Below are 25,416 nucleotides of genomic sequence, written 5' to 3'. Positions count from 1 at the left end.
CTTACCTCTTCAGTTGATCAACAAGCGGCTCAACGTAAGCGACGCCCATGTCCCAGGGAAACTGGATCCAACACTGCTGAGCCACTTCTGTCAGATATTGATCGACTAAGGGGCGGCCGTCCGGCTTGGCATAAATAGTGACAAAGTGCGCCTTGGGTAGCATTTTACGCACTGCCCGCGCCGTTTTACCGGTGTCGACTAAGTCATCAACCAGTAGCCATCCGTCGCCGTCGTGCTCGACGCCCTTCATAATATCCAGACCGCCCTGATCCATATGGTCATAGCTTTTAATGCACACGGTATCGATCAGCCGGATATCCAATTCCCGCGCAATTAATGCAGCAGGAATTAAACCGCCACGCGTAATCGCCACGATGCCTTTAAAATCACGCTCGATCATCTGGTGACAAAGCGCACGCACATCGCGGTGCAGCTGATCCCAGGAAACAGTGAAGTGTTGGTGATAACGGTCGCTGCTCATGGGGATTACTCGTCTTCGTTGAAAGAACAAACTGCGAATACGCTGTAACCGGCATCGCGAATTTTCTGTGAACCACCCAGCTCAGGCAGATCAATAATAGTGGCTGTCTCAACGACGTTGCCACCGCTGCGTTGAATGAGATTTGCCGCTGCCATCATCGTGCCACCGGTCGCTATCAGGTCATCCATCAACAGAATGCGGTCATCCTTTTGGAAAGCATCGGAATGTAGCTCGACCTCCGAGTGGCCGTACTCAAGCGTGTACGTTTCACTGATGGTTTTGAACGGCAGCTTGCCCTTCTTACGCACCGGGACAAAGCTGCAACCCAATTCATATGCCAGCGGTGCGCCAATGATAAACCCACGAGCATCGATGGCCGCGATGGCATCCAGGTTCATTTCTTGATAACGATGAACAAAGCTATCAATCAGCTTGCGAAAAGCCGCGCTATTTTGTAACAAAGGAGTGATATCACGAAAATTTACGCCCTGCTCAGGCCAGTCAGGAACCGTGCGAATGACGGACTTAATGTAGTCGCCGTAGATACTCATCGCGCCTCTCATCGATTAGTAGAAAAAGTAGTAAAAAAACAGTAGAAAAGAGTCAAAATCAGGGGGTCATCACCCCATGAATAGATATCTCGCGGCAAACAGCAGCGACAAAATAATGACAGCTGGATTCAGATCGCTGAAACGGCCCGACAATGTTTTGATGGCAACATAGCTAATAAAGCCCAGCGCAATCCCCTCAGCAATGGAGAACGTCAGTGGCATCGCCAGGGCTGCAATCAAAACCGGCGCGGCATCGGTAGGGTCATCCCAGTTGGCATGCGCCAAGCTACCCGCCATCAATACCGCAACGTATAGCAGCGCACCGGCGGTGGCGTAGGCAGGAATAGAGCCGGCTAGCGGTGCAAAAAACAGGCTGATAAGGAACATCACGCCAACCACTACTGCGGTCAAACCGGTACGGCCGCCCGAGGCAATACCCGCGGTTGATTCAATATAGCTCGTCGTGGTTGAAGTACCCAACGCAGCACCCGCCATAGACGCGGTACTGTCGGCCATCATGGCGCGACCAATGCGGGGCAGCTTGCCGTCTTTATCTAGCAGCTTACCCCGATGAGCAACGCCCACTAAGGTGCCCGAAGTATCAAATAGGTCCACAAACAAGAAAGCGAAAATCACGCTGAGCATCGCTACATCTAACGCACCCATCAAATCCATCGCCATAAAGGTAGGTGCAATGGAAGGCGGCATCGACATTAATCCACCGTACTGGTTATGCCCAAGCAGCATCGCCAGTACGGTGATGCCCAAAATACCGATCATTACTGCGCCGGTTACCCGCAGGTAAGAGAGAGCGGTAATAACAAAGAAGCCCAGCAAGGCATAAATAGCCGGCGGCTGAGAGAGATCTCCCAGCGAAACGAAGGTGGCAGGATTAGCAACGACAATCCCTGCGTTTTTAAGCGCAATCATCGCCAGGAACAGCCCGATACCGGCCGCAATCCCCAGCCGCAACGACATCGGAATGGCATTAATAATCCATTCGCGAATTCTGAAAATACTGAGTAAAAAGAACGTCAGACCAGAAAAGAACACCGCTCCCAACGCTGCTTCCCAGGTGTAGCCCATCCCTAGCACTACGCCATAGGTAAAGAAAGCGTTCAATCCCATACCAGGCGCCTGGGCGATGGGGTAATTAGCCCACAGCCCCATCACGAAACAACCAATAGCCGCCGCTAAGCAGGTGGCCACAAACACTGCGCCGTAATCCATCCCCGCTTCAGAAAGGATGCTTGGGTTGACAAAAATAATGTAAGCCATCGTCAGGAACGTGGTGATCCCGGCGATAACTTCTGTCTTTACATTGGTTTTGTGCTCGGAGAGCTTGAAGTAGTTATCCAGACGTTTCATGAATATTGTTGTCCTTAGCGCTAACGCCGCATCAGCATGCGTTCCGGTGCCCAGAAAAGCCGCACATACTACCGAAACGCTCCACGTGATGCGAGCGCCCCAGCATAGCGGCCCCTAATCGCGAGAAAGTCCCGCGGCTTAATGCCAAGCAATCTTCAGGCCATGGGCTAACCAATTGGTCAATTCCATAACGCACCAATATAATAATCACCGCTGCTATAGGCCTTACTATGGGAGGCCTACCTGTTAAACCCGCGGCTGCGTAGCCAGAATACGCTCTACAGTTTCAACGATGACCTGCGTTTGTGGATCGATTTCAATATTGACCTGATCTCCAGGCGCCCGGCCTTGAAGAGTAGTGCGTGCCAGCGTTTCAGGAATTAAATTAACGCTAAACTCAGCGCCGGCCTCTGTTTGGCGCACGTCGCCTATCGTCAAGCTAATGCCGTCGACACCGATATAGCCCTTCTCAAATACGAAGCGGCCAAGCCGTTCGGGAAGAGCAAACCACAGGCGACGATTATTAGGTGCCTCTTCAATCGCCACCACGTCTGCCATAGAAATAATATGACCCGACATCGAGTGCCCGCCAATTTCATCACCAAAGCGCGCCGCCCGCTCTATATTGACGCACTGCCCTGGCGTAATGGCACCAAGATTGGTCAAACGCAGCGTTTCGCGCATTAAATCAAAGCTTACGTTATCACCCTCGATCGACGTTACCGTCAAACAAACTCCGTTATGGGCAACCGATGCGCCGATCTCAAGGCCCGCTCGCATTGAGAGAGGCATTTCAACTATGTGCACGCGAAACTCATCCAGTTCACGCACTGCCACTACCTTCGCAACCCCTTGCACAATGCCAGTAAACATAAAGCTCTTATCTCCTAAATTTCAGCGCTAGCGGAATTCTGGGCACAAGCTTACTACTGGTGCCTCGCTCTTGCGCACTCTTCTCCAATATATTGCCTGCTAACCCGATAATGCTGAATGGCTAAGCAACCTCTCACCCAGTCAAGCCAAACATATGACCAAGCATATTGATTAGTGAAAAATACGAAAAAAGTGACCAATGTCAGGAAATATCGCTATTTTTCCAGCTTAAAACATACAATCAGACGGATGTGATTGACAAGGCATGTCGGCATATTTAAACTTTGGTCGCAAATTTAATGACGCCGATTTGTACCCATATTGCGGGCGTCCACCTACTTATTGGCCAAGCCATTGTTAGGTGAAGTGCAGCTAATAGGGTGTGTCCAGCGCTGATGGTCACCCAGGCGGGTGGCTTTTTTTATTTTCAGCCCTCCCCTTGGCCACTTGAAATTTGCACCCCCGCACCCGTCTTCGGCCTACCGTTAAGGCAGACGCTATGATTGAACTTAGCAACGTCAGTAAAACCTACTTCAGCAACACCTCTGTCGGCAAAAGAAAGGGCAACGACAAAAACGCTGTCCATGCACTCAAAAATGCCAGCCTCAGCGTTCCGAAAGGCGCAATTCATGGCGTCATTGGGCTTTCCGGCGCAGGCAAGTCCACGCTAATTCGCTGCGTCAATCTACTTGAGCGGCCCACGAGTGGCAGCGTTACGGTAGATGGTCAAGAAATGACGCGCCTAAGCAACGCAGAGCTTAATCGTGCACGCCACCGAATTGGGATGATCTTTCAGCACTTCAATTTGCTCACCACACGTACAGTATTCGACAACGTCGCGCTTCCCCTTGAACTAATGGGCCAAAAACGTCACGCCGTGCTTGAGCGCGTTATTCCGCTACTGGAAATGGTTGGCCTGGCGGACAAAGCCGATCAATACCCTGCTCAGCTTTCTGGCGGACAAAAACAGCGCGTTGCCATTGCCCGTGCCCTGGCTAGCAAGCCGCAGGTTCTACTTTGCGATGAAGCGACCTCGGCACTCGACCCGCAAACTACCAGCTCAATTCTGGAGCTGCTGCGTGACATTAATCGTCAGCTTGGCATTACCATCTTATTGATTACTCATGAAATGGAGGTGGTGAAATCGATTTGCCATCGAGTGAGCCTGATTTCTGACGGCAAACTGGTTGAAGACGCTGAAGTGGGCGACTTTTTCACCGCGCCGCGCACTCAGCTGGGCCGAGAATTCCTCAATGATTTCCTGCAGCTAACGCCGCCTAAAGAGCTGATTGAACGACTCATGGACGCGCCCGGCCATAATACTCACCCTGTAGTCCGTCTCACCTTCTCGGGCGACGCGGTCTCAACGCCGCTCATTTCGCGCCTTGCCCGTGAATGCGGTGTCGACGTCAGCATTTTGCAGGCTAAAGTAGAATCTATTCAGGAACGCACCCTGGGCTTAATGATTGCAGAGCTATTAGGTACGGCGGCGCAAACTCAGCAGGCCATGGCGTATCTTGAATCTCATCAATTGCAGGTAGAGGTACTTGGCTATGTCCAGCGCAATGATTGATCTTATTTTACAGGCCACGCTGGACACTCTTTACATGGTGGCCATATCGGGGCTGATTTCAACGCTGGTTGGCCTACCGCTAGGCGTATTGCTTTACGTCACGCGCCCCCGCCAAATATTAGCAAAGCCTGTGCTTAACCAAGCGCTTAGCGTCATTACTAACATTGGCCGTTCAATCCCTTTTATCATTTTGATGGTGGCCATCATTCCTTTTACGCGCATGCTTGTTGGTACGTCGATTGGCATCAATGCGGCTTCGGTGCCGCTAACGATTGCCGCCATTCCGTTTATTGCACGCTTGGTTGAAGCGGCGCTCAATGAGCTTTCACCGGGACTCATTGAAGCCGCACAAGCAATGGGCGCCACCCCCTGGCAGATCATTTGCAAAGTACTCATTCCAGAGGCTCGCGGCGGCATCATGACGGGCTTAACGATTACCGTCGTAACGCTGGTGAGCTACTCGGCCATGGCAGGTGCAGTCGGTGGCGGTGGCCTAGGCGATTTAGGCATACGCTATGGCTATAACCGCTTCAACCCGACCATTATGCTCATTACGGTCGTGATTCTGGTCATCATGGTGCAAGGCTTCCAGAGCCTAGGCGACTACCTGGTTCGTAAAAGTGATCGCAAGTAGCTATTTATTTGGCTCATTATAATTACTCGGCCCCATATAACCAAAACGAATTAGACACAGAGTTTTTATTCCCGCATCATTGCGGCATTATCTACAACGTGATTGGAGAAACGCCATGCAAAAGCTCATTATCGGTAGCCTGACAGTCCTAGCCCTTGCGGTGAATGTCGCCAACGCAGAGACTCGCAGCATCAAAATGGGTACCGTTGCGGGCCCTGAAACAGAAGTAATGGAAGTAGCGGCACGCATCGCTAAAGAAGAATACGACCTTGATGTCGAAATCATTGAATTTACTGACTTCGTCACACCTAACGTTGCGCTCGCGGATGGCAGCTTAGATGCTAATGCCTACCAGCACGAACCCTACCTAGACACCATGATTAACGACCGTGGTTACGAGCTCGCGGTGGCAGGCTACACTTTCGTTTATCCGATTGGCGCTTACTCGGAGAAATACGACAGCATTGATGACTTGCCTGACGGCGCACAAATTGCTCTACCCAATGATCCGACCAACGAAGGTCGTGCGCTGATCTTGATGCACAATGAAGGCCTGATCACCCTTAACGACCCGGAATTCCTTGAAGCAACGCCTATTGATATTGCTGAAAACCCGCGCAACTTCCGCTTCCGTGAAATTGAAGCAGCTCAGCTACCGCGCGTACTGCCCGATGTCGACATGGCGTTCATCAACAATACCTTTGCACAGCCAGCGGGCTTAAGCCTTGATGACGCCCTGATTAAAGAAGGCCCTGAGTCGCCTTACGTCAACCTGATCGCCGTGCGTGCGGGTGATGAAGAGCGCGAAGAGATTCGCCAACTGGTCGATGCCTATCAGCGTGATGAAGTCATTGAAAAAGCGGAAGAGTTATTCAAAGGCGCGGCCGTTCCCGGCTGGACTAAGTAACGCCCAGGACTGTTTCCTTCGCAGTAAAAAGATATGCTAAGCCGGCCCTGCGCCGGCTTTGTGCGCTTTGAAAAAAACACCGGTCTTATCCGGTTTCTAAACAAGGAAGCCACATGCAAACCACAGTCGATTTCTCGATGCTTAACCGCCAGCTGGAAGCGCTGCTGGACACACGGGACTGGCTAACCAACAGCGCACAGACAGGCGCGTTTATCGCTCAACAGCTTAGCGATTTAAACTGGGTAGGTTTTTACCTTCAGCGTCAATCTGACGTACTCAGCCTGGGGCCCTTCCAAGGCCATCCTGCATGCCATCCGATCCCCTTCAGCAAAGGTGTCTGCGGTGCCGCTGCGCGCCAGCAAACCACTCAGCGAATCGACGACGTACATGCAGTTGAAGATCATATTGCCTGCGATGCCAACTCACGCTCCGAGCTCGTGGTTCCTATCGTTGTCAATGGCCACCTCTGGGGCGTACTAGATTTAGATAGCCCACGGCACGGGCGCTTCACGCAGCAAGATCAAGCTGGCATTGAAGCGCTTGTTGCCATCTTTATTCAGCAAACTGATTTACCCAATTTCACCGCCGAAGCTAACTAGCACACATACAAAAACACCTCATGCGTTATTGCACGAGGTGTTTTGAGATAATTGGTAGGACCAGGCGGATTTGAACCGCCGACCTCCACGATGTCAACGTGGCGCTCTAACCAACTGAGCTATGGTCCTAAAATTGATGCTTGTAAAATTTGGTAGGACCAGGCGGATTTGAACCGCCGACCTCCACGATGTCAACGTGGCGCTCTAACCAACTGAGCTATGGTCCTACTGGCACTGCTCGCAGACACAATCGTGCCAAGCAACGGATGCGAATTGTACGTCCTTACCACTGAATTGCAAGCTTTTTCCCTGCTCTGCTTCGCTTCTTTGCACGACTCACTCGATAACAAATTATCGTCTAACCCGTGCACTTATATTATTACATCGCAGGCTAAGTATTTTAGTATGATGGCCATTATCTATAGGGAGGTAAGCCATGCTCGGTATTTTACTAGGAAGCATCGCCATCGCGCTGTTATTAGCCACGCTCATTGCGCGCATCGAATTGCACTGGTGGTGGATTCGCAGTTTTGAATTTCCACGCTTACAGATTGCATGCGTAGCGCTCGCGGACTTTATACTGGCGGCTAACTTTGTTGATTCAGGACGCTGGCAGTGGATTGCACTAGGCGCATCAGGCATTACCTTTTTGGTTCAGGCCTATTACATCTTGCCATGGACACCGCTTTGGCCTGTGCAGGTTCAAGCGGCAGAAAGTCCAGATAAAGGCCGCACCATTACGCTGCTAATCGCTAACGTTTTAACGCCAAATCGGCAGGCCCAATCGCTTATCGACATGATAAACAAGCATCAGCCTGACATCGTACTGACGCTTGAGTCTGATCAGTGGTGGGAAGACCAGCTAGACCCCGCATTGAAAGAAAACTGGCCCAATAGCGTTAAAATCCCGCTCGACAATCTTTACGGCATGCACCTCTACTCGCATTTGGAGCTAACCAATACTTCCATAGAGTGGCTGATCCAAGACGATATTCCGTCTATTCATACTACCGTCACGTTAGAAAACGGCGATAAGCTTTGCCTCTACGCACTGCACCCACGCCCGCCTGCGCCCAGCGAGAGTGAGAAATCTTTGTGGCGCGACGCGGAGCTGTTACTCGTCGGCAAGAAGATTTATGACAACCCACAGCCGACGCTAGTAGCTGGCGATCTTAATGACGTAGCGTGGTCACGGACAACACGGCTCTTTTGTCGCGTTGGCGGCATGCTCGACCCACGCCGAGGCCGCGGGTTATTCAGCACCTTCCACGCTAAATATCCAATGTTACGCTGGCCTCTGGACCATATTTTCGTGACCGAGCACTTCACCTTGGTAGGCATGCCGCGCCTAAGCTACTTCGGCTCAGATCACTACCCTATCCTCGCGACCTTTTGCTATCGCCCCTCGCGCAAAGACGAGCATGAAACGCCCGAAGCCAGCGCAGAGGAACAGGAAGAGGCCAGCGAAACGATTCAAGAAGGCAAAACCGAACATCAAGAAACCTAATTGCTGACGCCCCCCAAAGGCCGGGTTACTCGGGAATACCGCCTTGCGTCAATACGGCCGGATCTAACAGGCGCTCAAGCGTTTCCCTATCCAGGTCTGTATTCTCCTCAGCAACATCAATGATCGGCCTACCCGCCTGGTAGGCCTTTTTGGCAATAGCGGCCGCTGCGTTATAGCCAATCACACCATTTAACGCCGTTACCAGAATAGGGTTGCGTGCCAGGGGCGCTTTCAGATTCTCTTCACGCACCTTAAAGGTCGCAATTGCGCGATCAGCGAGCAGTCGAGAAGTATTGCTCATCAAGTTAATTGAAGTGAGCAAATTGGAAGCCACTAGCGGCAGCATGACATTCAATTGGAAGTTACCGCTTTGTCCCGCAACGGTAATCGCCGCGTCTAAGCCAATAACCTGTGCAGCGGCCTGAGCGGCTGACTCGGGAATCACAGGGTTTACTTTACCCGGCATGATTGAGCTGCCGGGCTGCAGCGCCTCAAGCTCAATTTCACCCAGCCCAGCCAGCGGTCCTGAATTCATCCAGCGCAGATCATTGGCAATTTTCATAATCACACAGGCCAGACCTTTTAACTGCCCTGACAGCTCTACCGCCGCATCTTGTGACGAGAGACTGGCAAAAAAACTATCGTTAGGAGCAAACATTAACCCCGTCTGCTCACTGAGTTCCTGAGCAACCTGCTCAGCGAATCCATCAGGGGCATTGATGCCAGTGCCCACCGCAGTGCCACCCTGCGCTAAACGGCAAAGCCTTTGCATTGCGCTATCAAACCGCTCGATGGCTTGATTGAGCTGGCTTGACCAAGCGCCTAGCTCTTGATCCATGCGTAGCGGCATAGCATCCATTAAATGGGTGCGGCCCGTTTTAACGATATGGCTTAGCTCACTAGCACGGCGGTCAATCGTGTCACGCAAATGTACCAGCGCGGGCCGGAGAGTTTCATGCACACCAATGGCGGCCGAGAGATGAATAGCGGTTGGAATCACATCGTTGCTCGACTGCCCCATATTGACGTGATCATTGGGAGTGACGTCGACACCCTCTCGGGACGCCAGGTTGGCCAACACCTCATTGACGTTCATGTTAGAGGAGGTACCTGAGCCGGTTTGAAACACATCAATGGGAAAATGCTGATCATGAATACCGGTTAGCACTTCACGCGCAGCTTTCTGGATCGCTTCTCCCCGCTCATTATCAAGCTCCCCCGATGCTTGATTGACACGTGCTGCGGCTAATTTGATGCGAACAACCGCATGAATAAAGGCCGGGGGCATGGGCGTGTGAGAAACCGGAAAGTTATTAATTGCTCGCTGCGTTTGCGCACCGTAAAGGGCATCTGCGGGCACTTCCAACTCACCCATGCTATCGCGTTCAATACGTGTTGCCATTGCTGGTCCTCCTATGAATATGACGACTCCTCCTGGTCTGAGCGCAAAGCCGTGATATCGTTCGCCAAGGGTTGCCAAACGCTTATCAAATAAAGCCTGCTTCAAAAAAAGACGTCTTCAATAAAGTCTTAACGAACTGCTCAGCACATGCGTTTAAAGCCAATGTTGCACCGCACAAAAGTCTTTGCTATGCTGCATGGCAAGATAACGCGTATAGATGCCAGTACGTAAGCAGTACCCACCTCTGGATGGCTGTTTCTGGCAATCTATTTTAGCAGTGCTGTCTCTGGCCGTGCTGTTGCAACCCTAGAGGGAATGGATATGAATACTGTTAATACGAATGAAATGACCCAGCAGTTTGACAATATGTTTATGGCGCCTGCACGTGCTTTTATGACATTAAGCGTTGATTACGCTGAAAAAATGATCAATGCTCAGATGGATGCCAGCAAAGCCTATACAGACACAGGCATCGCGCAGATGCGTCAGATGATGAACGTAAAAGACGCGGAAGGCCTGCGTAGCTATATGGAAAGCCAGCAAAACGTTGCTAAAGAATTGGCCGAGCGCGCTAAGGGCGATGCAGATAAAGTAGTGTCATTGCAGCAGGATTTTATTCAGAAAAGCCAAAAATTGACTGAAGACAATGTCAAGCAAGCGCAAACCGCCGCTAGCAAAATGAGCAAAACCGCTTAACGCTTTACCCATATTATAAGCGGGTGAACCAGCTCGTTAAAACGCCACCGCAGGCCCTGCCTACGGTGGCGTTTTAGTGGTTGTCGAATCATTTTTTACCCCTATTGATAAACCAGTCCTTACCAACCCAGGGCAGACTTTACAAACGGTATCGTCAGTTTACGCTGAGCCGTCAGCGACGCCTTATCAAGCGTTTCAACCGCACGACAAAGCTCACCTAGCTCACGCGGGCCTCGATGTAGAATATAGCGACCCACGTCGTCGGGTAGCTGTATGCCTCTCACGCTGGCACGTAGCTTTAGAGCAGCCAAACGCTCGCTGTCGTCATCTAGCGGATGAACGTGAAAAGTAACCCCCCAGGTTAACCGCGAAGCGAGATCAGGCAACTGCACATTTAATTGGCGTGGAGAGGCATTAGCAACAATCAATAGCCTTTTACCTGCGTCCCGCAGCCGATTAAAAGCGTGAAACAGGGCCTCTTCCCAGCGCTTGCGCCCGATTACGCACTCCAAATCATCGATAGCCACAAGATCCAGCCGCTCGATATCTTCCAGCATCAGCGGCGGAAAGTGGCCTAAGTCGCCCAGCGGCAAATACAGCGCGCGCTTATCTGCATCTGACGCTGCGTGACAGGCCGCTTGAAGCAGGTGACTGCGCCCTACGCCAGGCGCCCCCCACAGGTATAGAAACTGCTCACCCTCTACCGTTAGCTGCTGGGTGACATGCTCTACTAGCGAAGCGTTCGCACGCCCCGCATAGTAGTTATTAAACGTGGCATCATCACGTAAACCAATGCCCAGAGGAAGCTGTGCCGGTGTTCGGCTCATGGTGACTCCCGTTTATCATCACGACTCAACTCATCATGATATGACGAACTTACCTCGATAATTTTTGGCTGATCGTCGGTATTTTTATCGTCGTACAGCTCGCTGTGCTGATAGCGTACTTTGACTTCTTTAAGCAGCACCAAAATCACCGCAGCCACCGGTAGTGCCAACAATACCCCGGTTAAACCAAACAGCTTTCCACCCGCCAACACGGCAAAGATAACCGCTACCGGATGTAGGCCAATTTTATCGCCCAACAGCTTAGGTTGAAGTACCACGCTCTCAGCCATTTGACCAATGCTGAAGACTAAAATCACGCCCACCACAGCCCACCACGTGGCGTATTGAAAGAGCGCCACCACAAGCGCGATCACCAAGCCGACAATAAAACCCAAGAACGGTACGATGCTCACCAGCCCAGACACAAAGCCGATCAGCAGGCCGAAGTTAAGCCCCATCAGCGTCAAACCTACTGCATAAATAATCCCTAAGCAGAGCATGACCAGCAGCTGTCCGCGTAAAAATGAGGAAAGTACATCATCGCAGCGGCGCGCTAAGCGAAAGGTATCATCAGCCCACTGACGGGGGATTAAATTAGCAATATTGTCGAGCAACCGATTCCAGTCTAAAAGTAGATAAAAAGTCACCACGGGAATCAATGCAACGTAAGTCACCCAGGACGCAAACGCCATCCCCGAACGACCAATCTGGCCCAGTGCCTGCGCTAAATAACCACCCGCATCGCGCCAGTTCTCAGCAAGCGTTTCACGGGCATTGGTTAACTCTGCGGTCAAGTCATAACCTGTCCATTCCTGCACCTGGGGAGCCAGTATGTTTTCGACCCAGTTGAAAATACTCGGAATAGCTTCTCCCAACTGCTTAAGTTGCTGAACAACCAGCGGTATCAATATCAGCAAACTCACCACTAGAATGATGAGCAGGACTAAAAACACACTACTCACCGCCAGGGGCCGATTCATACCCCAGCGCTGGAAGCGATTAGCCAGCGGGTCGGCCAAATAAGCGAGAATCATCCCAGCAATAAAAGGCATCAGCACTGAATCTAGCAAATATATAGAACCGCCTATCACTACCAAAAACAGGACACCCCACCAAGAATTGCGCATGCTTCCCTCTCAAATATGGATTTAAATCGATCATTTTCACTAAGCGTTACTATGCCGTATATCAGCAAAACCTGCTCGTAAGCTTTTCAACATGTTTCACAGCGGTGCGGCCTGCGCCACTGAGTGTTACAATCCGCTTCAGTTATCGTCCAGCACTGGCCATGTCGCCAGCACTACCAGCACCGCTATTTGCTTCACAGGATCTGTCATGACCGAGACCTCTTCTTCTTCGGCTACTCCTTCCCTCAGCTACAAGGACGCAGGCGTCGATATTGATGCCGGTAACGCCCTGGTTGACCGCATTAAACACGTTGCCAAGCGCACTACTCGCCCAGAAGTAATGGGTGGACTTGGCGGCTTTGGCGCACTGTGCGAAATACCGGCAGGCTATCGGCAGCCCGTTCTTGTCTCAGGCACCGATGGAGTCGGTACCAAGCTGCGCCTAGCCATGGATCTTGGCAAACACGACACCATTGGGATTGATTTAGTCGCGATGTGTGTCAACGACTTGATCGTCGCCGGCGCCGAGCCACTGCTATTTCTTGACTACTATGCCACGGGTAAGCTCGATGTGGATATTGCTGCCGACGTTGTCACCGGAATTGGCGCTGGCTGCGAACTGGCGGGTTGCGCGTTAGTCGGTGGCGAAACCGCCGAAATGCCGGGGATGTATGAAGGTAGCGACTATGATTTAGCAGGCTTTTGCGTCGGCGTCGTTGAAAAAGCAGACATTTTGGATGGCAGCAAAGTCTCTGAAAACGACGTTGTGTTGGGCCTTGCGTCATCAGGTCCGCACTCCAACGGCTACTCGCTGATCCGCAAAATTCTTGATGTTAGCAATGCCTCGCTCGACACCGACATTGACGGTACGACCCTAGGCGATGCGCTGATGGCGCCTACCCGCATCTATGTTAAATCACTGCTGTCTTTAATGCGCGAAAGTGATATCGCCGTGCACGCGCTATCGCACATCACCGGTGGCGGGCTGCTGGAAAATATTCCCCGCATTCTGCCTGATGACCTGGCTGCCCACATTGATATTAATAGCTGGACACGCCCCGCCGTGTTTGATTGGTTACAGGCACACGGCAATGTCAACGAAACCGAAATGCATCGCGTCCTCAACTGCGGCATTGGCATGGTGGTGGTGGTCTCACAGCAACAAGCGGATGAGGCAGTCGCTTACTTAGAAACGCAGGGCGAAACCGTGTACCGCCTGGGCAAGATCGTTAAACGCCAAGAGGAAGCCGTCATTCTGGAGAGCCTCTCGGCATGACCAATACGGACTACCAAAGCGACACCATTAAAGACGTAACGCCAGAACCTGTCGGTGCTCGACGTATCGTTGTACTGGTTTCTGGCAATGGCAGCAATCTGCAGGCGCTGATTGATGCTCAGTCACATGACCGCTTAGGCGGTGGTGAAATCGTTGCGGTCATATCCAATATCGCTGATGCCTACGGCTTAAAGCGAGCCCATGAAGCAGGTATTGAAGCGGTCGCGCTGCCCCATCGCGAATATGACAGCCGCGAAGCCTATGATGGCGCATTGATTAAAGTCATTGAACGCCACGAGCCGGATCTCATCATTCTGGCAGGCTTTATGCGTATTTTAACGCCTCGCTTTGTGCAACGTTTCCTGGGACGTATGCTCAACATCCACCCGTCGCTGCTGCCCAACTACCCGGGGCTTAATACCCACGCGCGGGCTCTGGCCGACAGCGTGGAAAGCCACGGCTGCAGTGTCCACTTTGTGACCGAAGAGCTAGACGGCGGCCCGGTGGTATTACAAGCCGAGCTACAGGTAAGTACTGATGACACGGTAGAAACGCTTCAAGAGAAGGTACGCTCGCGCGAACATCTGCTTTATCCGATTGCGGTACAGTGGTTCTTAGAAGGCAGGCTGCAGTTCAGTGCAGATGGCGCCAAAATGGACGGACAGCTGCTACCCGAATACGGAATGCGCCTCTCCCATGCCGATGCGGCGGAAGAGCTTGATGAGGAGCCTGACGACGAATCGCACCTGTAATAGCGTTCAGCAAACGCGCCAGGACTGAGTTGAAAAAATTGAAACAAAAAACGCCTGACGGAGATTGATATTCCGTCAGGCGTTTTTCATAGCGAGCCTTAAGTGCGCGGCAACGTAACCCCCCGCTGGCCCATGTACTTGCCACCACGATCTTTATACGAAGTAGCGCATACTTCATCGGACTCTAAGAATAGCATCTGCGCAACGCCTTCATGAGCATAGATTTTCGCAGGCAAATTCGTCGTATTAGAGAACTCAAGCGTTACATGGCCTTCCCACTCAGGCTCAAGCGGCGTGACGTTAACAATAATGCCACAGCGCGCGTAGGTAGATTTACCTAAGCAAATAGTGAGTACATTACGCGGAATGCGAAAGTATTCTACCGTACGCGCTAATGCGAATGAGTTTGGCGGAATAACACAAACGTCGCCTTTAATATCGACGAAGCTTTTCGCGTCAAAGGCTTTAGGATCGACAATCGCCGAGTGAATATTAGTAAACACTTTGAATTCATCAGCACAGCGAACGTCGTATCCGTAGCTTGATGTGCCATAGGAAATGACGCGCTGATCGTTCACATAGCGCACCTGTTCAGCCTCGAACGGCTCGATCATTGCATCGCTTTTGGCCATGCGACGAATCCAGTTATCAGATTTGATACTCATCTAGTACGTTATCACTCGCTAAAGGAAATGGTAGGGCCTTCGTTTTGGCTCATGTTTACCGCTTCGGCTACTTTTTTGGCAATCGCTGCAAAGGTTTGGCTCACCGTACCTTCTGGCTCAGATACGACGCTCGGCCTGCCTGAATCCGTTAACTCACGGATAGAAAGCGTTAATGGCAGCCGTCCAAGCACTTGGGTATCGTACTCTTGGGCAATGCTATCACCGCCTCCGGTACCAAAAATAGCTGCTTCATGGCCACAATTTTCACAGTGGTAAAGACTCATGTTCTCAACAACGCCCAACACCGGCACGTTAACTTTGCGGAACATTTCAATCCCTTTACGGGCATCTAATAGAGCAATATCTTGCGGCGTTGTGACGATCACGGCGCCTGCTACCGGCACTTTTTGCGCCAGCGTTAGCTGGATATCACCGGTGCCTGGGGGCATGTCAATCAGCAGAAAATCTAGGTTATCCCATTGGGTTTGCGTCAACATCTGCTGAAAGGCACCCACCACCATCGGTCCACGCCATACCATTGGCTCACGGGTGTTAACCATAAAAGCCATCGACATGGCTTGAATACCATGGGCCTCAAGCGGTAGGAATTTATTATTGGCCGCGGCCTGTGGGCGTACGCCCTCTTTAACACCGAGCATTTGTGCTTGGCTGGGTCCGTAAATATCAGCATCAAGAACGCCCACGCGATAATTCTGTGCGGCTAACGCCAGCGCCAAATTAACGGTGACGGTAGATTTACCCACGCCGCCTTTGCCTGATGCCACTGCAATAATATGCTTAACCCCATCCATCCAATGGCACTCCTTTCATTGTTAGGCGCTTAATTAAAATAGCCCCTTAGATTAATCGTTGAGTGAATGATACTCCTCAGCGCAACAATCATAAACCAACAAGCAAAAAGCGGACGCCGGTTGCCCGGCATCCGCTCTTATTTTCAGCATCAGCGCTTAGCGATAAAGGGTAAGCGCTTAGTCACGTTTCAGCCAGCATTCTGCTCTGATTCTTGACTGCCGCCGTCGCTATCGTTGGCGCTTTCATCGCTATTGTCAGGCGTATTCTCTTCATCAGAGCTGTCTTGCGAAGTTGCTGCGGCTTCGCTGACTGAGTTTTCTGCATCCGCTAAGCGGCTGTCTAGTGTGGAAAGCTCATCACGCCATTCACCTAGCTGGCTCTCTAAACGCTGCAGCTGACTTTCACGCTCCTCAAGATTACTCTCGACACTCGCCACTTCTTCGCGTCCAGCGTCTAGAGCCGTCATCAAATCGTCAAGCTCACCCTGAGCAGTGGAAACGTCCTCATTTAGGCTAGTTTGCTGCTCGGTCGTTTGGCTAATCTGCTCTTCCAGTGCAGACAGCTCTTCTTCCTTAGCACTTAAATCGTCTACCGCTTGCTGACGCTGCTCTTCAGCCTGCTGGCGTGCAGCTTCGGCCTCTTGACGGGCATCCTCAGCGCTCTGGCGAGCTTCCTCAACCTGCTGCAAATTACTTTCTGCTTCGTCACGGGTGTTGGCGATTTCGTCTCGCTCTTCGCGCAGTCCCGTCATATCGTTTTCAGCATTTTCTAACTGCTCATTCAATGCTGAAATCTCTTCTTGCAACTTATCCCGCTCAGCTTCAAGCTCTTCTAAGCGCGTCTGAACCTCGCTGACGTCACCCTGAGCACTCTGGAGCGCAGCGTTAGCCTCATCCTGCTGTGCCTGCAAGGAATCCCGCTCTTCCTGCAACGTAGCGAGATTCGTTTCGGCTTCATCAATTTCGCTAACGCGCTGTTTCATCTGACTGTTTTCTTGCTCAGCACTTGCTAGTTGCTCTTCAAGGCTATCGACACGATCTTGACGTGTGCTCGCATTAGACTGCGCCATGATTGCCCAAATAACCGCGATTGCCGCGATGCCTGCAATGGCTTTTACTCGATTGTCTTGAAAGAGCGCTTTCATATCCGCTTGTTTGACCGGCTCCGGCTCCGGCTTGTTGGCTGGCGGCAGATTGTCTGAATGGTTATCTGAATGATTGTCTTCTGACATTATGCGTTCCTCTATGATCTACGCTTAGATTGGCAAGCCAAGGTGTGTCCAAACTGAAGAAATGCTCTAGCAACAGTGATTCCCTAGCGGCGGACGACTACCCTTTCAGCATACACAGCTCACTGCATCTAGCCAGTCTGTTAGTAAACTCTTATAGCCATGCGACAGCCGGGCTACCGCTTAGCTTAAAAGCTAATGCTGCTGACTAAGGTGAATGTTTACCTTCATGAAAGCCTGACGCCTGTCCCTCCAGCACGTCAAACCATGCAAGGGTCGTGTGTAATGACACCACGCTGCCGACTATAAGCAGCGTAGGTGGTTTTATGTCGCCCGCCAAGAAAGCATCGGGCAGCGATGAAAGGGTTCCCACGTGCGTGCGCTGCTGACGCGTAGTGCCTTGCTCGATAAGCGCAAGCGGCGTTTCTGGTGGCAGTCCGTGCTCTATCAGCGCCTGACTAATGACTCTAACGCTGCCTAACCCCATATAGAACACAAGCGTTTGCGCGGGTCGGGCAAGTGCATCCCAGTCAAGCTCGCACTCCCCCTGTTGCAAGTGTCCGGTAACAAACCGAACCGACTGCGCATGGTCCCGATGGGTAAGCGGAATACCCGCATAAGCGGCGCAGCCTGAGGCTGCCGTGACGCCAGGAATAACTTCCACGCTAACCTTGGCGGCCCGCAGCGCTTCTAGCTCCTCGCCTCCTCGGCCAAATATAAATGGGTCACCGCCTTTGAGGCGTACGACGCGCTTTCCTTGATGAGCCCATGCCACCAACGCTTGATTAATCTCATTTTGAGGCACGCTATGCAGCGAACGAGCCTTGCCAACATAGTAGCGCTGCGCTTCGCTAGGTATAAACGCCAGAATTTCATCACTAACTAAGCGGTCATAGAGCACCACTTCGGCCGCTTGCAGGCGTTTATAGGCCTTGAGCGTCAGTAATTCTGGGTCACCAGGGCCGGCTCCGACCAAACTCACCCAGCCATATGGCTGATCACCGTGCTGTCGTCCTGCTTCCAAGAAACCACCTCGAGGAATAAAAATTAGATTCTATATATTAAAAAGTAATTAATTTTATCATTAAATACCGATAACGCCTCGAATAAATTAGTGCGCATGACTTTGCTATGGGGCAGGCCATGTAACGCTGAGCATAGGGGTTGCCGAGTACCGCTGCGGCGAGCCTTTAACGAGCCTCATTGAGCGAGCCGATCAGGCGCTGTATAGCGCAAAAAGCGTAGGCCGCGACTGCGTTCGTCTTCTACGCTGATAGTGACACTAATAGTTCGCTAAATAAGCCGTCTTATCGCTCATCATTTCCTCACAGCAGCAGGAGCTCCATCATGGAAAAGCTCGCCAGCCTAATCTGTGAACCATGCAGTAAGAATGTGCCACCGCTGAGTCCAAAAGAGGCATTCACACGGCTAAAAAGCCTTAGCCAGTGGCAGATTGTCGAGCACGATGGCATCATGAAGCTGTCGCGATGCTTTAAGTTTCGCGATTTTGCTAGCGCCCTGGCATTCACTCAGCGCGTTGGCGATATTGCAGAGCAGGCTGGCCATCATCCCGTTATTATCACGGAGTGGGCCAAAACCACCGTTACATGGTGGACCCATACTATTAAAGGCCTGCAACTAAATGACTTCATTCTTGCCGCCAGAACTGACGAGGTAGCCGATTAAATGTTTGAGCATATTGAGCGAGTCCCAGGAGACGCCATTCTCGGGCTGATCGAAGCTTTCAAAAAAGATACCAATCCACAAAAAGTGGATTTAGGTGTTGGTGTTTACCGCGACACTCAGGGCAATACACCGGTAATGCGTGCCGTGAAGGAAGCAGAAGCTCGCCTGCTCAAGAATGAAACGACGAAAACGTATATTGGCTCTCACGGTGCCCCAAGCTATGGCGAAGTAGTGCTGCCCATGGTATTTGGCGCTGACTCCTCCGTATTAAAAGCCAATCGTGCCAGCGCTACCCAGTCACCGGGTGGTACCGGCGCACTGCGCCTAGCGGCTGACTTCATCGCATCGCAGCTGCCAGGCAAAGGCATTTGGGTCAGCGACCCCACGTGGCCAAACCACCACGGCATTTTCACCGCCGCGGGTATTGAGCTTCACAAGTATCCCTATGTGGATCCCGATAACCGTCTGGATTTTGACGGTATGCGCGCTGCGCTAAAAAGCATTCCACAGGGCGATGTCGTTGTCCTGCACGCCTGCTGCCATAACCCGACTGGCTTTGATCTTTCCCATGATCAGTGGCAGGAAGTATTAGAGATTGTTCGCGAGCGTAAGCTACTACCGCTAATCGATTTTGCTTACCAAGGGTTTGGCGAAGGTTTAGAAGAAGACGCTTACGGCGTTCGCTTGCTGGCTGAAAATCTTGATGAAGTCATTATTACCAGTTCTTGCTCGAAAAACTTCGGCATTTACTGTGAGCGCACCGGCTGCTTGATCATGGTGGCTAAAGATAGCGAGCAGATGGGCAACATCCGCTCACAGGCGGCAATCGTTGCTCGGGAAAACTATTCCAACCCACCGGCTCACGGCGGCTCTATTGTCAGCGAAATTCTACATGACGCAGAGCTTACCGCGATGTGGCGTGAAGAGCTGACCGAAATGCGCGACCGCATCAATACCCTGCGCCGCGATTTTGTTGAAGCACTGAAGCCTTACGGGCTGGACCAGAAATATGCGTGCGTTGCTGAACAGCGCGGCATGTTCTCCTACACTGGCCTAACGCCGGAACAGGTCGATCGCCTACGCGATGAATTTGGCATTTACATGGTGCGTTCAGGCCGTGCCAACGTAGCGGGGTTTTCTAATGAGAACCTGCCCTACCTTGCCAAAGCTATTGCTGCCGTCAACGACTAGCATTACGTTTTGTAATGCGCTAAATGCTCAGGCAATGCCTGGGCATTTTTGTATCTTGGGATGCCATATCGACTTGTGTACAATTACGCGCTTGCCGCCAGAGCCTGGGGCGCCCGTGCGGCGCTCATTGCAACGCAACGCCTGACCGATTAGTCAATTCCTCGGCACACTCAGCGAAGCCTTGTAAACAATCATCACACTTTAGAGGCCTATCATGGCGGCTGCTAGCACCCACTATCCTTGGTATAAAAAAGAAGATACCGACGCGTTCTTCGCGCTGTTTCAAAACAATATTGCCAATTTCGTTATCATCGCCATTACGATGCTAGGCATGGGATTCCCCTCCTCCATTGTTTATGGACAGGTATTGCCTGGCGCCGCAGTCGCCGTGATGGTGGGAAATTTTTACTATGCCTGGAGTGCGACAAGGCTGGCGCATAAAGAAAACCGCGCTGATGTGACGGCGCTGTCTTACGGCATATCAACCCCCGTTATGTTCGTGTTTTTATTCGGTGTTTTACTGCCCGCTAAGCAGCTTACCGGCGATGCGGAAATGGCCTGGAAAGTCGCCGTGGCCGCCTGTTTTATCAGTGGTGGCATCGAAGCTGCCATTAGCATTATCGGCCGTTGGGTGCAGCATCACCTGCCTCGTGCCGCCATGCTTGGAGCCGTTGCGGGTGTCGCACTCACATTCATCGCCGGTGAAATGCTATTTAAGACGCTTGAAATGCCGATCATAGGCCTGCTGGTGTTAGCGATCATCATCGTCGGCCTAGTCGCGCGGGTCAGCATGCCTTTCAAGCTGCCCGCATCCCTGTTTGCGATTATCGTCGGCACGACCATGGCCTATTTAATTGGCGATGCGGACACAGAGCGCTTTAGCGATGCTTTCACTCACCTAGGGTTCTACCCATTATTGCCTAACTTGGCATGGTTTGAAGGGTTGGGGCTGTTGCTAACGAGCATGCTCGCCATACTAACGGTAGTGCTGCCCATCACGCTCTATAACGCTATTGAAACAATGAATAACGTAGAGGCAATGGAAGCGGCCGGCGACAAATATGATGTACGCGAGTGCCAGGCAGTGGACGGTGTAGGCACCATGATTGGAGCACTATTTGGCGGCGTGTTCCCGACCACGGTATACATTGCAACGGTGGGCGCCAAGTGGATGGGCGCAGGGCGAGGCTATAGCCTGCTCAATGGAGCCGTCTATGCGCTTGCAACTATGTTTGGATTAATTGCCGCGCTGGCAGCGATTATTCCCGTTTCGGTGGTCGCGCCTATTTTAGTCTTTGTGGGCATGTCGATGATTGCGACGGCGTTTCAGGCCAACGATACACGCTACTATCCTGCTGTTGCGTTAGCCATGCTGCCCTACTTCGCAAACTATGTGATGACACGCTTCAACCGTGGCGCTGGCGAAGTGGTTAGCGACATTTCCAGCGCCATTGTGGTCATGGGTCAAGGCGCTATGTTTATGGCAATCTTGCTGGGCGCCATGACGGTGTCAGTCATCGATCATCAGTTCAAACGCGCGGCAGTCTTTGCGGCTATTGCAGCAGGCTTTTCGTTTATCGGCTTAATGCATGCGCCTAAACTCACCTTTAACGCCGCACCCGAATTTGTAATGGGCTACTTAGCTATGGCGTTACTATTTTTATATTTTTCGTTTCAAGAGTCAGTTCGAAAACGCTAATTGACGAATCCCGCCTGCCGGTGTGGGCGGGATAAAATACGCGTTAGCACTCGCCAAGCCATTAAACCTGCCAGCAGATTTCCCACTGCCCCACCGGCCGCTAGCCCCCACCAGCCGAAGAGCTGAGACCCCACCCATAGGCAAGGTAGGTAGCAAACAAATAGTCGCGCACTGGACAAAAGCATCGCGCGCAACGGCCAACCCAGGGCATTACCGGCAGATACCACTAACATGCAGACGCCAAGAGCGGCATAGCTAGGCAGTAGGAAGCGGATCAACAGCGTCAGCTCACTTTGTACATCTGGATTGCCTGCTAACGCCATGGCCAGCCAAGGAGCGCCAAGCGCCAGCACCACGCCAAGGCCTAGCTGCCAAAACAGCGCCACTTTGATAGCTAATTTCATCAGTTGGTGTATTTGCCCCCAGTCGTTCGCTCCATAGCAGCGCCCTAGCCACGGTGGCAGTGACATTGTCATTGCCAAAATCACCATTAGCGAAAGCGTTTCCAAACGGCTCGCCAGCCCCCAGGCGGCTACTTCGCTTTCACCCAGGCCTGCAACCACAGAGATAGCCAACATGGCCGCTAAGGGTGGCATCAGTTGGCTGACCATGGCCGGAGCGGCGATCCCAGTAAACGGCCGCCATGACTGTTTTGTCTCTAGCCACAATCCTTCTGAGGATGCCCACTGGCGGCGGGCCAGTTTCAAACCTGTGATCGCCAGCCCTACCGAGAAAGCAATCGCGGTAGCCCAAGCAGCGCCTGGCAACCCCCAGCCCTGCCAATCACCTACACCAAAAATAAACAAAGGATCAAGAACCAGGTTGATAAGACTGCTGAGCACCATCATTTTACCCGGTAACCGAGTGTCTCCATGGGCGCGAAATACGCTATAGCTAAAATACAGCAGCGCACCTAACCATGTAGATAGCAGCTGAGGCCCCCAGTAGACACGGATATAGGATAGCGTCGTTTCATCCGCTCCCAGCAGTTGAAAAATAGGCACATGAAATAGCCACAAAATGATTGCCAATAAGCCAATTACTCCACCGCCGGCCATCAACACTAGGCTGCTTAGGCGCCTGGCACGCTCTTCTTCTCCAGAGCCCAGCGCCCGGGATATAAGCGCGGCAATAGCGATACCCATTCCTACCTGAATACCAATAATCAAAAATGACAGCGGAAAGGTAAACGACTGAGCTGCCAATGGCGCGGTTCCCAAACGAGCAATGAACGCGCTATCAACCAGTTGAAAACCCAATAGCGCCAGCACGCCAATGGCCATAGGCCACGTTTGGCGCCATAGGGTTGTGGCCAACTCTTTTTGATGCATAACGGCTACCAAGCAGTCTCTCCTTACTCTTACTACAGGGGTTAATATATACGAGGGTTAATACATACAGGCGTTAATACATCATTGACTTAACGTAAAACGCCACCGCCCTTTTAAGGGGCGATGGCGCAAGTACTACAGTACTTAATTACTGACGAATGCCTTCGAAAGTCACATAGAGCTCAACTTCATGCATCGCTTCAGGGAAATCGCTCATGTCGATGCCGTAATCGCTCAGCAACAACGTGGTGGTGCCTTCAAAGCCGGCGCGAGAATTGCCCCACGGGTCATCGCCTTCACCCAGTAGCGTCACCGGCATTTCGATTTCTTGAGTTTCACCATGCAGCGTTAGGTCACCCGTTAGCACGCCTTCGTCTTCACCCGTTGACTCAAACCCTGTCGAGGTGAAAGTAGCCGTCGGAAACTCGCTTGCGTTCAGAAAGTCGCCGCTCAAGATATGACGATCACGCTCAGCGTGATTGCTGTTCAAGCTATCAACCTGAACTTCGATTTCAGCAGAGGATGCATCAAGGTCTTCAGAATCGTAAGAAAACTGACCGTCAAATTTTTCAAAACTACCTAAAAGATAAGAAAAACCCAGGTGGCTAATTTTAAACTGCACAAACGCATGCTGACCTTCTGTATCAAGCTGGTAATCAGCAGCCTGCGCTTGGCTCAATGGCACCAGTGCGAGCGCGGCAATAGCAGATGCAAATGCGGTCTTTTTAAACATCATTGATAATTCCTCTCTTTATTGAAAAGTCACTACTTATTGGAAAGTCACTGCGTTGGCTCAAGGCCGTCGCGTGTTTACAAAAAACGTATATTATTTAGAGAACATAGCAACCGGCAGCGCTTTTTTCTGAGTGCCAGCAGCCCAAAATGTATCAAATCAGTTTACGCCGCGAGCGCTGCGCTGGGCGTGAACAGGATTCATCATACGCACCAGAGTCTTATTACGGTCAAACCAGTGGTGTTTTAGCGCGGCAAGCGTATGGCCCGCTGCTAAAAGCATCAGCGTTAGGGCGCTATACCAGTGCACGTCGCCTGCAAGGCTTGCCTGATTGGGAAAATTTTGCAGTAACGCAGGCACTTCAAACCAACCAAAGACGCTGACGCCGCGACCATTGGCGGTAGAAATTAAGTAGCCACTGACCATGACCAATAGCACAGCCGCATATAGCCCGATATGCCCTAAGTGGGCAGCAATCACTTCTAAGCGACGACCTTCTAGCCGGGGTGTGGGCTGGAATAAACGCCACACTAAGCGCCCTAAAGTGGCGAACAAGAGCAAAATACCAATTGAGCGGTGTATCCATGGGCCTTGATTATACCAAGAATCATAATAGCCCAACCCCGTCATCCACCAGCCTAGTGCAAATAAACCAATAATGGCCAAAGCACTTAACCAGTGAAGCAAAATACTTACAATACCCCAGCCGCGCTGCGTGTTACGCCACATTGGTTATTCCTCACTTTATTGACAACTGTCTACTGTGACGACTGGTGCCTACTGAAGGCTAATCATTTATCAGCAGTTAGCATACCCATTAGCGCTAGTGGAATCTGCTGAAAAAACCAGCAAAAACCATTCGTAAAAATCATTGATTAGCTCGCTAGCAATAGCTATCAGCAACACAGTGGCCACATTGACCTGGGTGGACATAAAGCTTAATCGTAAGAACCATGACTCAATTCATTCTAAAATATAGAATGATAAATGCAATTTAAATCAATTTTTATATTTTATTAGCAGGCTTACAATGGTAACATGTTCGAAAACGAACATGGCGAAATCGCCACCATTACATATTAAAGCACGCCAATGAGGTTAACTATCATGAACAAATTTACCGCAGCCGCCGCCATCGCTCTAACGCTTTTCTCTGGTGCCGCACTGGCAGAAAGAGGCTCGGATGAATTCAATGAAGTCGCTCACGCTACTTCCCAGGTTCAGCACCAAACAATTACCGAGCGCAACATGACGCCAAGCGATTTAACTGCCGTGAATGGCGGTGGTGCAAAAAATGCGGTTAGCCACCCAAAATCAACGGCTCAATATCAAGGTAATGGCGGAAAAGACATCGCCCTTACTGAATTGACGTCTAGAAATTCGTAATAGAGATCGCTGTCGGTTCTTATCCAAGCCGATATCCAGTGGCGCTTCGTAAATCATGCCAGTGCCGCTGGAAAACAAACAACCCCACTTCTGGTGGGGTTGAGTCGTTTC

General features: G+C 51.5%; 26 protein-coding genes, 2 tRNA genes and 1 pseudogene. 13 read left to right on the top strand and 16 right to left on the bottom strand.

All coding sequences use genetic code 11. The features are described 5' to 3' along the window. Position 1: 1 nt before the first annotated feature. From gpt to CIK78_RS10350, 4 genes are all read right to left on the bottom strand, one after another. A complete protein-coding gene (gene gpt, locus CIK78_RS10365) occupies positions 2 to 481 on the bottom strand; it encodes a xanthine phosphoribosyltransferase (RefSeq protein ID WP_096279733.1) in 480 nt (159 codons plus the stop codon). Between the two features lie 5 nt (positions 482 to 486). After that, positions 487 to 1,032: an adenine phosphoribosyltransferase gene (locus CIK78_RS10360; protein ID WP_096279731.1), complete on the bottom strand. Its 546-nt coding sequence runs from the start codon at positions 1,030 to 1,032 to the stop codon at positions 487 to 489. A 69-nt stretch (positions 1,033 to 1,101) separates the two neighbouring features. Further along, positions 1,102 to 2,400, bottom strand: coding sequence for an NCS2 family permease (locus CIK78_RS10355; RefSeq protein ID WP_096279729.1), 1,299 nt, complete (start codon positions 2,398 to 2,400; stop codon positions 1,102 to 1,104). A 246-nt stretch (positions 2,401 to 2,646) separates the two neighbouring features. Beyond that, positions 2,647 to 3,273, bottom strand: coding sequence for a riboflavin synthase subunit alpha (locus tag CIK78_RS10350; protein WP_096279727.1), 627 nt, complete (start codon positions 3,271 to 3,273; stop codon positions 2,647 to 2,649). Positions 3,274 to 3,772: 499 nt separating this feature from the next. Between CIK78_RS10350 and CIK78_RS10345 the strand changes: the two genes are divergently transcribed. The 4 genes from CIK78_RS10345 (at position 3,773) to CIK78_RS10330 (ending at position 6,986) form a co-directional block, all read left to right on the top strand. Continuing rightward, positions 3,773 to 4,846, top strand: a complete 1,074-nt coding sequence (locus CIK78_RS10345) for a methionine ABC transporter ATP-binding protein (RefSeq protein ID WP_096279725.1) — start codon at positions 3,773 to 3,775, stop codon at positions 4,844 to 4,846. Further along, positions 4,827 to 5,480, top strand: a complete 654-nt coding sequence (locus CIK78_RS10340; RefSeq protein WP_096279723.1) for a methionine ABC transporter permease — start codon at positions 4,827 to 4,829, stop codon at positions 5,478 to 5,480. Before CIK78_RS10345 ends, CIK78_RS10340 begins: the two co-directional genes overlap by 20 nt. Before the next feature lie 115 nt (positions 5,481 to 5,595). Beyond that, positions 5,596 to 6,387, top strand: coding sequence for a MetQ/NlpA family ABC transporter substrate-binding protein (locus CIK78_RS10335; protein WP_096279721.1), 792 nt, complete (start codon positions 5,596 to 5,598; stop codon positions 6,385 to 6,387). A 113-nt stretch (positions 6,388 to 6,500) separates the two neighbouring features. Continuing rightward, entirely contained in the window at positions 6,501 to 6,986 is a 486-nt protein-coding gene (locus CIK78_RS10330) for a GAF domain-containing protein (RefSeq protein WP_096279719.1), read from the top strand. Between the two features lie 52 nt (positions 6,987 to 7,038). Here the strand turns inward: CIK78_RS10330 and CIK78_RS10325 are convergent. Both CIK78_RS10325 and CIK78_RS10320 read right to left on the bottom strand, forming a co-directional pair. Further along, positions 7,039 to 7,115: transfer RNA gene (locus CIK78_RS10325), tRNA-Val, on the bottom strand. A 21-nt stretch (positions 7,116 to 7,136) separates the two neighbouring features. After that, positions 7,137 to 7,213 (bottom strand) — tRNA-Val (locus CIK78_RS10320). Positions 7,214 to 7,422: 209 nt separating this feature from the next. Between CIK78_RS10320 and CIK78_RS10315 the strand changes: the two genes are divergently transcribed. Continuing rightward, positions 7,423 to 8,493 (top strand): endonuclease/exonuclease/phosphatase family protein, encoded by a 1,071-nt coding sequence (locus CIK78_RS10315; RefSeq protein WP_096279717.1) that lies wholly within the window; start codon positions 7,423 to 7,425, stop codon positions 8,491 to 8,493. A gap of 25 nt (positions 8,494 to 8,518) precedes the next feature. On the opposite strand, the gene CIK78_RS10310 is transcribed toward CIK78_RS10315, so the two are convergent. Further along, positions 8,519 to 9,895: a class II fumarate hydratase gene (locus CIK78_RS10310; RefSeq protein WP_096279715.1), complete on the bottom strand. Its 1,377-nt coding sequence runs from the start codon at positions 9,893 to 9,895 to the stop codon at positions 8,519 to 8,521. Between the two features lie 321 nt (positions 9,896 to 10,216). On the opposite strand from CIK78_RS10310, the gene CIK78_RS10305 reads away from it, so the two are divergent. Continuing rightward, positions 10,217 to 10,591 carry a phasin family protein gene (locus CIK78_RS10305; protein WP_096279713.1) on the top strand — a complete coding sequence of 125 codons (375 nt, stop codon included), beginning with the start codon at positions 10,217 to 10,219 and terminating at the stop codon, positions 10,589 to 10,591. Positions 10,592 to 10,710: 119 nt separating this feature from the next. Here CIK78_RS10305 and hda read toward each other — a convergent pair whose 3' ends face one another. Beyond that, positions 10,711 to 11,418 (bottom strand): DnaA regulatory inactivator Hda, encoded by a 708-nt coding sequence (gene hda / locus CIK78_RS10300; protein ID WP_096279711.1) that lies wholly within the window; start codon positions 11,416 to 11,418, stop codon positions 10,711 to 10,713. Beyond that, positions 11,415 to 12,545, bottom strand: a complete 1,131-nt coding sequence (locus tag CIK78_RS10295; protein ID WP_096279709.1) for an AI-2E family transporter — start codon at positions 12,543 to 12,545, stop codon at positions 11,415 to 11,417. The genes hda and CIK78_RS10295 overlap by 4 nt, the downstream gene beginning before the upstream one ends. A gap of 208 nt (positions 12,546 to 12,753) precedes the next feature. Between CIK78_RS10295 and purM the strand changes: the two genes are divergently transcribed. Both purM and purN read left to right on the top strand, forming a co-directional pair. Then, the gene (gene purM, locus CIK78_RS10290; RefSeq protein ID WP_096279707.1) at positions 12,754 to 13,821 is read left to right on the top strand and encodes a phosphoribosylformylglycinamidine cyclo-ligase; all 1,068 of its coding nucleotides are present in this window, start codon (positions 12,754 to 12,756) and stop codon (positions 13,819 to 13,821) included. After that, positions 13,818 to 14,573, top strand: coding sequence for a phosphoribosylglycinamide formyltransferase (purN, locus tag CIK78_RS10285; RefSeq protein ID WP_096279705.1), 756 nt, complete (start codon positions 13,818 to 13,820; stop codon positions 14,571 to 14,573). Before purM ends, purN begins: the two co-directional genes overlap by 4 nt. Positions 14,574 to 14,671: 98 nt before the next feature. Here the strand turns inward: purN and dcd are convergent, their stop codons facing one another. The 4 genes from dcd to cobA all read right to left on the bottom strand — a co-directional run bounded on the left by dcd (position 14,672) and on the right by cobA (position 18,303). Continuing rightward, positions 14,672 to 15,238, bottom strand: a complete 567-nt coding sequence (gene dcd / locus CIK78_RS10280; protein WP_096279703.1) for a dCTP deaminase — start codon at positions 15,236 to 15,238, stop codon at positions 14,672 to 14,674. 11 nt (positions 15,239 to 15,249) lie between these two features. Continuing rightward, positions 15,250 to 16,050, bottom strand: coding sequence for an iron-sulfur cluster carrier protein ApbC (gene apbC / locus CIK78_RS10275; protein ID WP_096279701.1), 801 nt, complete (start codon positions 16,048 to 16,050; stop codon positions 15,250 to 15,252). A gap of 188 nt (positions 16,051 to 16,238) precedes the next feature. Beyond that, positions 16,239 to 17,282 (bottom strand): kinesin, encoded by a 1,044-nt coding sequence (locus CIK78_RS10270; RefSeq protein WP_096279699.1) that lies wholly within the window; start codon positions 17,280 to 17,282, stop codon positions 16,239 to 16,241. A gap of 205 nt (positions 17,283 to 17,487) precedes the next feature. After that, positions 17,488 to 18,303 carry a uroporphyrinogen-III C-methyltransferase gene (gene cobA, locus CIK78_RS10265; RefSeq protein WP_225734427.1) on the bottom strand — a complete coding sequence of 272 codons (816 nt, stop codon included), beginning with the start codon at positions 18,301 to 18,303 and terminating at the stop codon, positions 17,488 to 17,490. A 109-nt stretch (positions 18,304 to 18,412) separates the two neighbouring features. Here cobA and CIK78_RS10260 point away from each other — a divergent pair. From CIK78_RS10260 to CIK78_RS10245, 4 genes and pseudogenes are all read left to right on the top strand, one after another. Then, positions 18,413 to 18,553, top strand: a pseudogene (locus CIK78_RS10260) (diguanylate cyclase); the annotation flags it as partial. A gap of 73 nt (positions 18,554 to 18,626) precedes the next feature. Next, positions 18,627 to 18,965: a 4a-hydroxytetrahydrobiopterin dehydratase gene (locus CIK78_RS10255; RefSeq protein WP_096279697.1), complete on the top strand. Its 339-nt coding sequence runs from the start codon at positions 18,627 to 18,629 to the stop codon at positions 18,963 to 18,965. Further along, positions 18,966 to 20,156, top strand: coding sequence for an amino acid aminotransferase (locus CIK78_RS10250; protein ID WP_096279695.1), 1,191 nt, complete (start codon positions 18,966 to 18,968; stop codon positions 20,154 to 20,156). A 214-nt stretch (positions 20,157 to 20,370) separates the two neighbouring features. Then, a complete protein-coding gene (locus tag CIK78_RS10245) occupies positions 20,371 to 21,855 on the top strand; it encodes a uracil permease (RefSeq protein ID WP_096279693.1) in 1,485 nt (494 codons plus the stop codon). On the opposite strand, the gene CIK78_RS10240 is transcribed toward CIK78_RS10245, so the two are convergent. The 3 genes from CIK78_RS10240 to CIK78_RS10230 form a co-directional block, all read right to left on the bottom strand. Next, positions 21,852 to 23,186: an MATE family efflux transporter gene (locus CIK78_RS10240; RefSeq protein ID WP_096282349.1), complete on the bottom strand. Its 1,335-nt coding sequence runs from the start codon at positions 23,184 to 23,186 to the stop codon at positions 21,852 to 21,854. The genes CIK78_RS10245 and CIK78_RS10240 overlap by 4 nt on opposite strands. A gap of 148 nt (positions 23,187 to 23,334) precedes the next feature. Then, the gene (locus tag CIK78_RS10235; RefSeq protein ID WP_096282348.1) at positions 23,335 to 23,919 is read right to left on the bottom strand and encodes a YceI family protein; all 585 of its coding nucleotides are present in this window, start codon (positions 23,917 to 23,919) and stop codon (positions 23,335 to 23,337) included. Positions 23,920 to 24,078: 159 nt separating this feature from the next. Continuing rightward, complete coding sequence (locus CIK78_RS10230; protein ID WP_096279691.1) at positions 24,079 to 24,648, bottom strand: cytochrome b; 570 nt, start codon at positions 24,646 to 24,648, stop codon at positions 24,079 to 24,081. A gap of 378 nt (positions 24,649 to 25,026) precedes the next feature. On the opposite strand from CIK78_RS10230, the gene CIK78_RS10225 reads away from it, so the two are divergent. Next, on the top strand, positions 25,027 to 25,305 hold the full coding sequence (locus tag CIK78_RS10225; protein WP_096279689.1) for a hypothetical protein: 279 nt from the start codon (positions 25,027 to 25,029) through the stop codon (positions 25,303 to 25,305). Positions 25,306 to 25,416: the final 111 nt, after the last annotated feature.

It is taken from the genome of Halomonas sp. JB37, from assembly GCF_002332255.1.
In the GTDB taxonomy this organism is placed as follows: Bacteria; Pseudomonadota; Gammaproteobacteria; order Pseudomonadales; family Halomonadaceae; genus Vreelandella; species Vreelandella casei.
This window is presented reverse-complemented; position numbering and strand designations above follow the sequence as displayed.

Excerpts from the sequence above, each read along its gene's own strand:
- apbC (WP_096279701.1), bottom strand. The coding sequence starts at position 16,050 with ATGGATGGGGTTAAGCATATTATTGCAGTGGCATCAGGCAAAGGCGGC.
- CIK78_RS10230 (WP_096279691.1), bottom strand. The coding sequence starts at position 24,648 with ATGTGGCGTAACACGCAGCGCGGCTGGGGTATTGTAAGTATTTTGCTT.
- CIK78_RS10355 (WP_096279729.1), bottom strand. The coding sequence starts at position 2,400 with ATGAAACGTCTGGATAACTACTTCAAGCTCTCCGAGCACAAAACCAAT.
- CIK78_RS10295 (WP_096279709.1), bottom strand. The coding sequence starts at position 12,545 with ATGCGCAATTCTTGGTGGGGTGTCCTGTTTTTGGTAGTGATAGGCGGT.
- CIK78_RS10360 (WP_096279731.1), bottom strand. The coding sequence starts at position 1,032 with ATGAGTATCTACGGCGACTACATTAAGTCCGTCATTCGCACGGTTCCT.
- purN (WP_096279705.1), top strand. The coding sequence starts at position 13,818 with ATGACCAATACGGACTACCAAAGCGACACCATTAAAGACGTAACGCCA.
- CIK78_RS10330 (WP_096279719.1), top strand. The coding sequence starts at position 6,501 with ATGCAAACCACAGTCGATTTCTCGATGCTTAACCGCCAGCTGGAAGCG.
- CIK78_RS10245 (WP_096279693.1), top strand. The coding sequence starts at position 20,371 with ATGGCGGCTGCTAGCACCCACTATCCTTGGTATAAAAAAGAAGATACC.
- CIK78_RS10235 (WP_096282348.1), bottom strand. The coding sequence starts at position 23,919 with ATGTTTAAAAAGACCGCATTTGCATCTGCTATTGCCGCGCTCGCACTG.
- gpt (WP_096279733.1), bottom strand. The coding sequence starts at position 481 with ATGAGCAGCGACCGTTATCACCAACACTTCACTGTTTCCTGGGATCAG.
- CIK78_RS10315 (WP_096279717.1), top strand. The coding sequence starts at position 7,423 with ATGCTCGGTATTTTACTAGGAAGCATCGCCATCGCGCTGTTATTAGCC.
- CIK78_RS10270 (WP_096279699.1), bottom strand. The coding sequence starts at position 17,282 with ATGTCAGAAGACAATCATTCAGATAACCATTCAGACAATCTGCCGCCA.
- CIK78_RS10250 (WP_096279695.1), top strand. The coding sequence starts at position 18,966 with ATGTTTGAGCATATTGAGCGAGTCCCAGGAGACGCCATTCTCGGGCTG.
- CIK78_RS10310 (WP_096279715.1), bottom strand. The coding sequence starts at position 9,895 with ATGGCAACACGTATTGAACGCGATAGCATGGGTGAGTTGGAAGTGCCC.
- CIK78_RS10340 (WP_096279723.1), top strand. The coding sequence starts at position 4,827 with ATGTCCAGCGCAATGATTGATCTTATTTTACAGGCCACGCTGGACACT.
- CIK78_RS10350 (WP_096279727.1), bottom strand. The coding sequence starts at position 3,273 with ATGTTTACTGGCATTGTGCAAGGGGTTGCGAAGGTAGTGGCAGTGCGT.
- purM (WP_096279707.1), top strand. The coding sequence starts at position 12,754 with ATGACCGAGACCTCTTCTTCTTCGGCTACTCCTTCCCTCAGCTACAAG.
- CIK78_RS10255 (WP_096279697.1), top strand. The coding sequence starts at position 18,627 with ATGGAAAAGCTCGCCAGCCTAATCTGTGAACCATGCAGTAAGAATGTG.
- CIK78_RS10345 (WP_096279725.1), top strand. The coding sequence starts at position 3,773 with ATGATTGAACTTAGCAACGTCAGTAAAACCTACTTCAGCAACACCTCT.
- CIK78_RS10305 (WP_096279713.1), top strand. The coding sequence starts at position 10,217 with ATGAATACTGTTAATACGAATGAAATGACCCAGCAGTTTGACAATATG.
- CIK78_RS10225 (WP_096279689.1), top strand. The coding sequence starts at position 25,027 with ATGAACAAATTTACCGCAGCCGCCGCCATCGCTCTAACGCTTTTCTCT.
- CIK78_RS10335 (WP_096279721.1), top strand. The coding sequence starts at position 5,596 with ATGCAAAAGCTCATTATCGGTAGCCTGACAGTCCTAGCCCTTGCGGTG.
- dcd (WP_096279703.1), bottom strand. The coding sequence starts at position 15,238 with ATGAGTATCAAATCTGATAACTGGATTCGTCGCATGGCCAAAAGCGAT.
- CIK78_RS10240 (WP_096282349.1), bottom strand. The coding sequence starts at position 23,186 with ATGCATCAAAAAGAGTTGGCCACAACCCTATGGCGCCAAACGTGGCCT.
- hda (WP_096279711.1), bottom strand. The coding sequence starts at position 11,418 with ATGAGCCGAACACCGGCACAGCTTCCTCTGGGCATTGGTTTACGTGAT.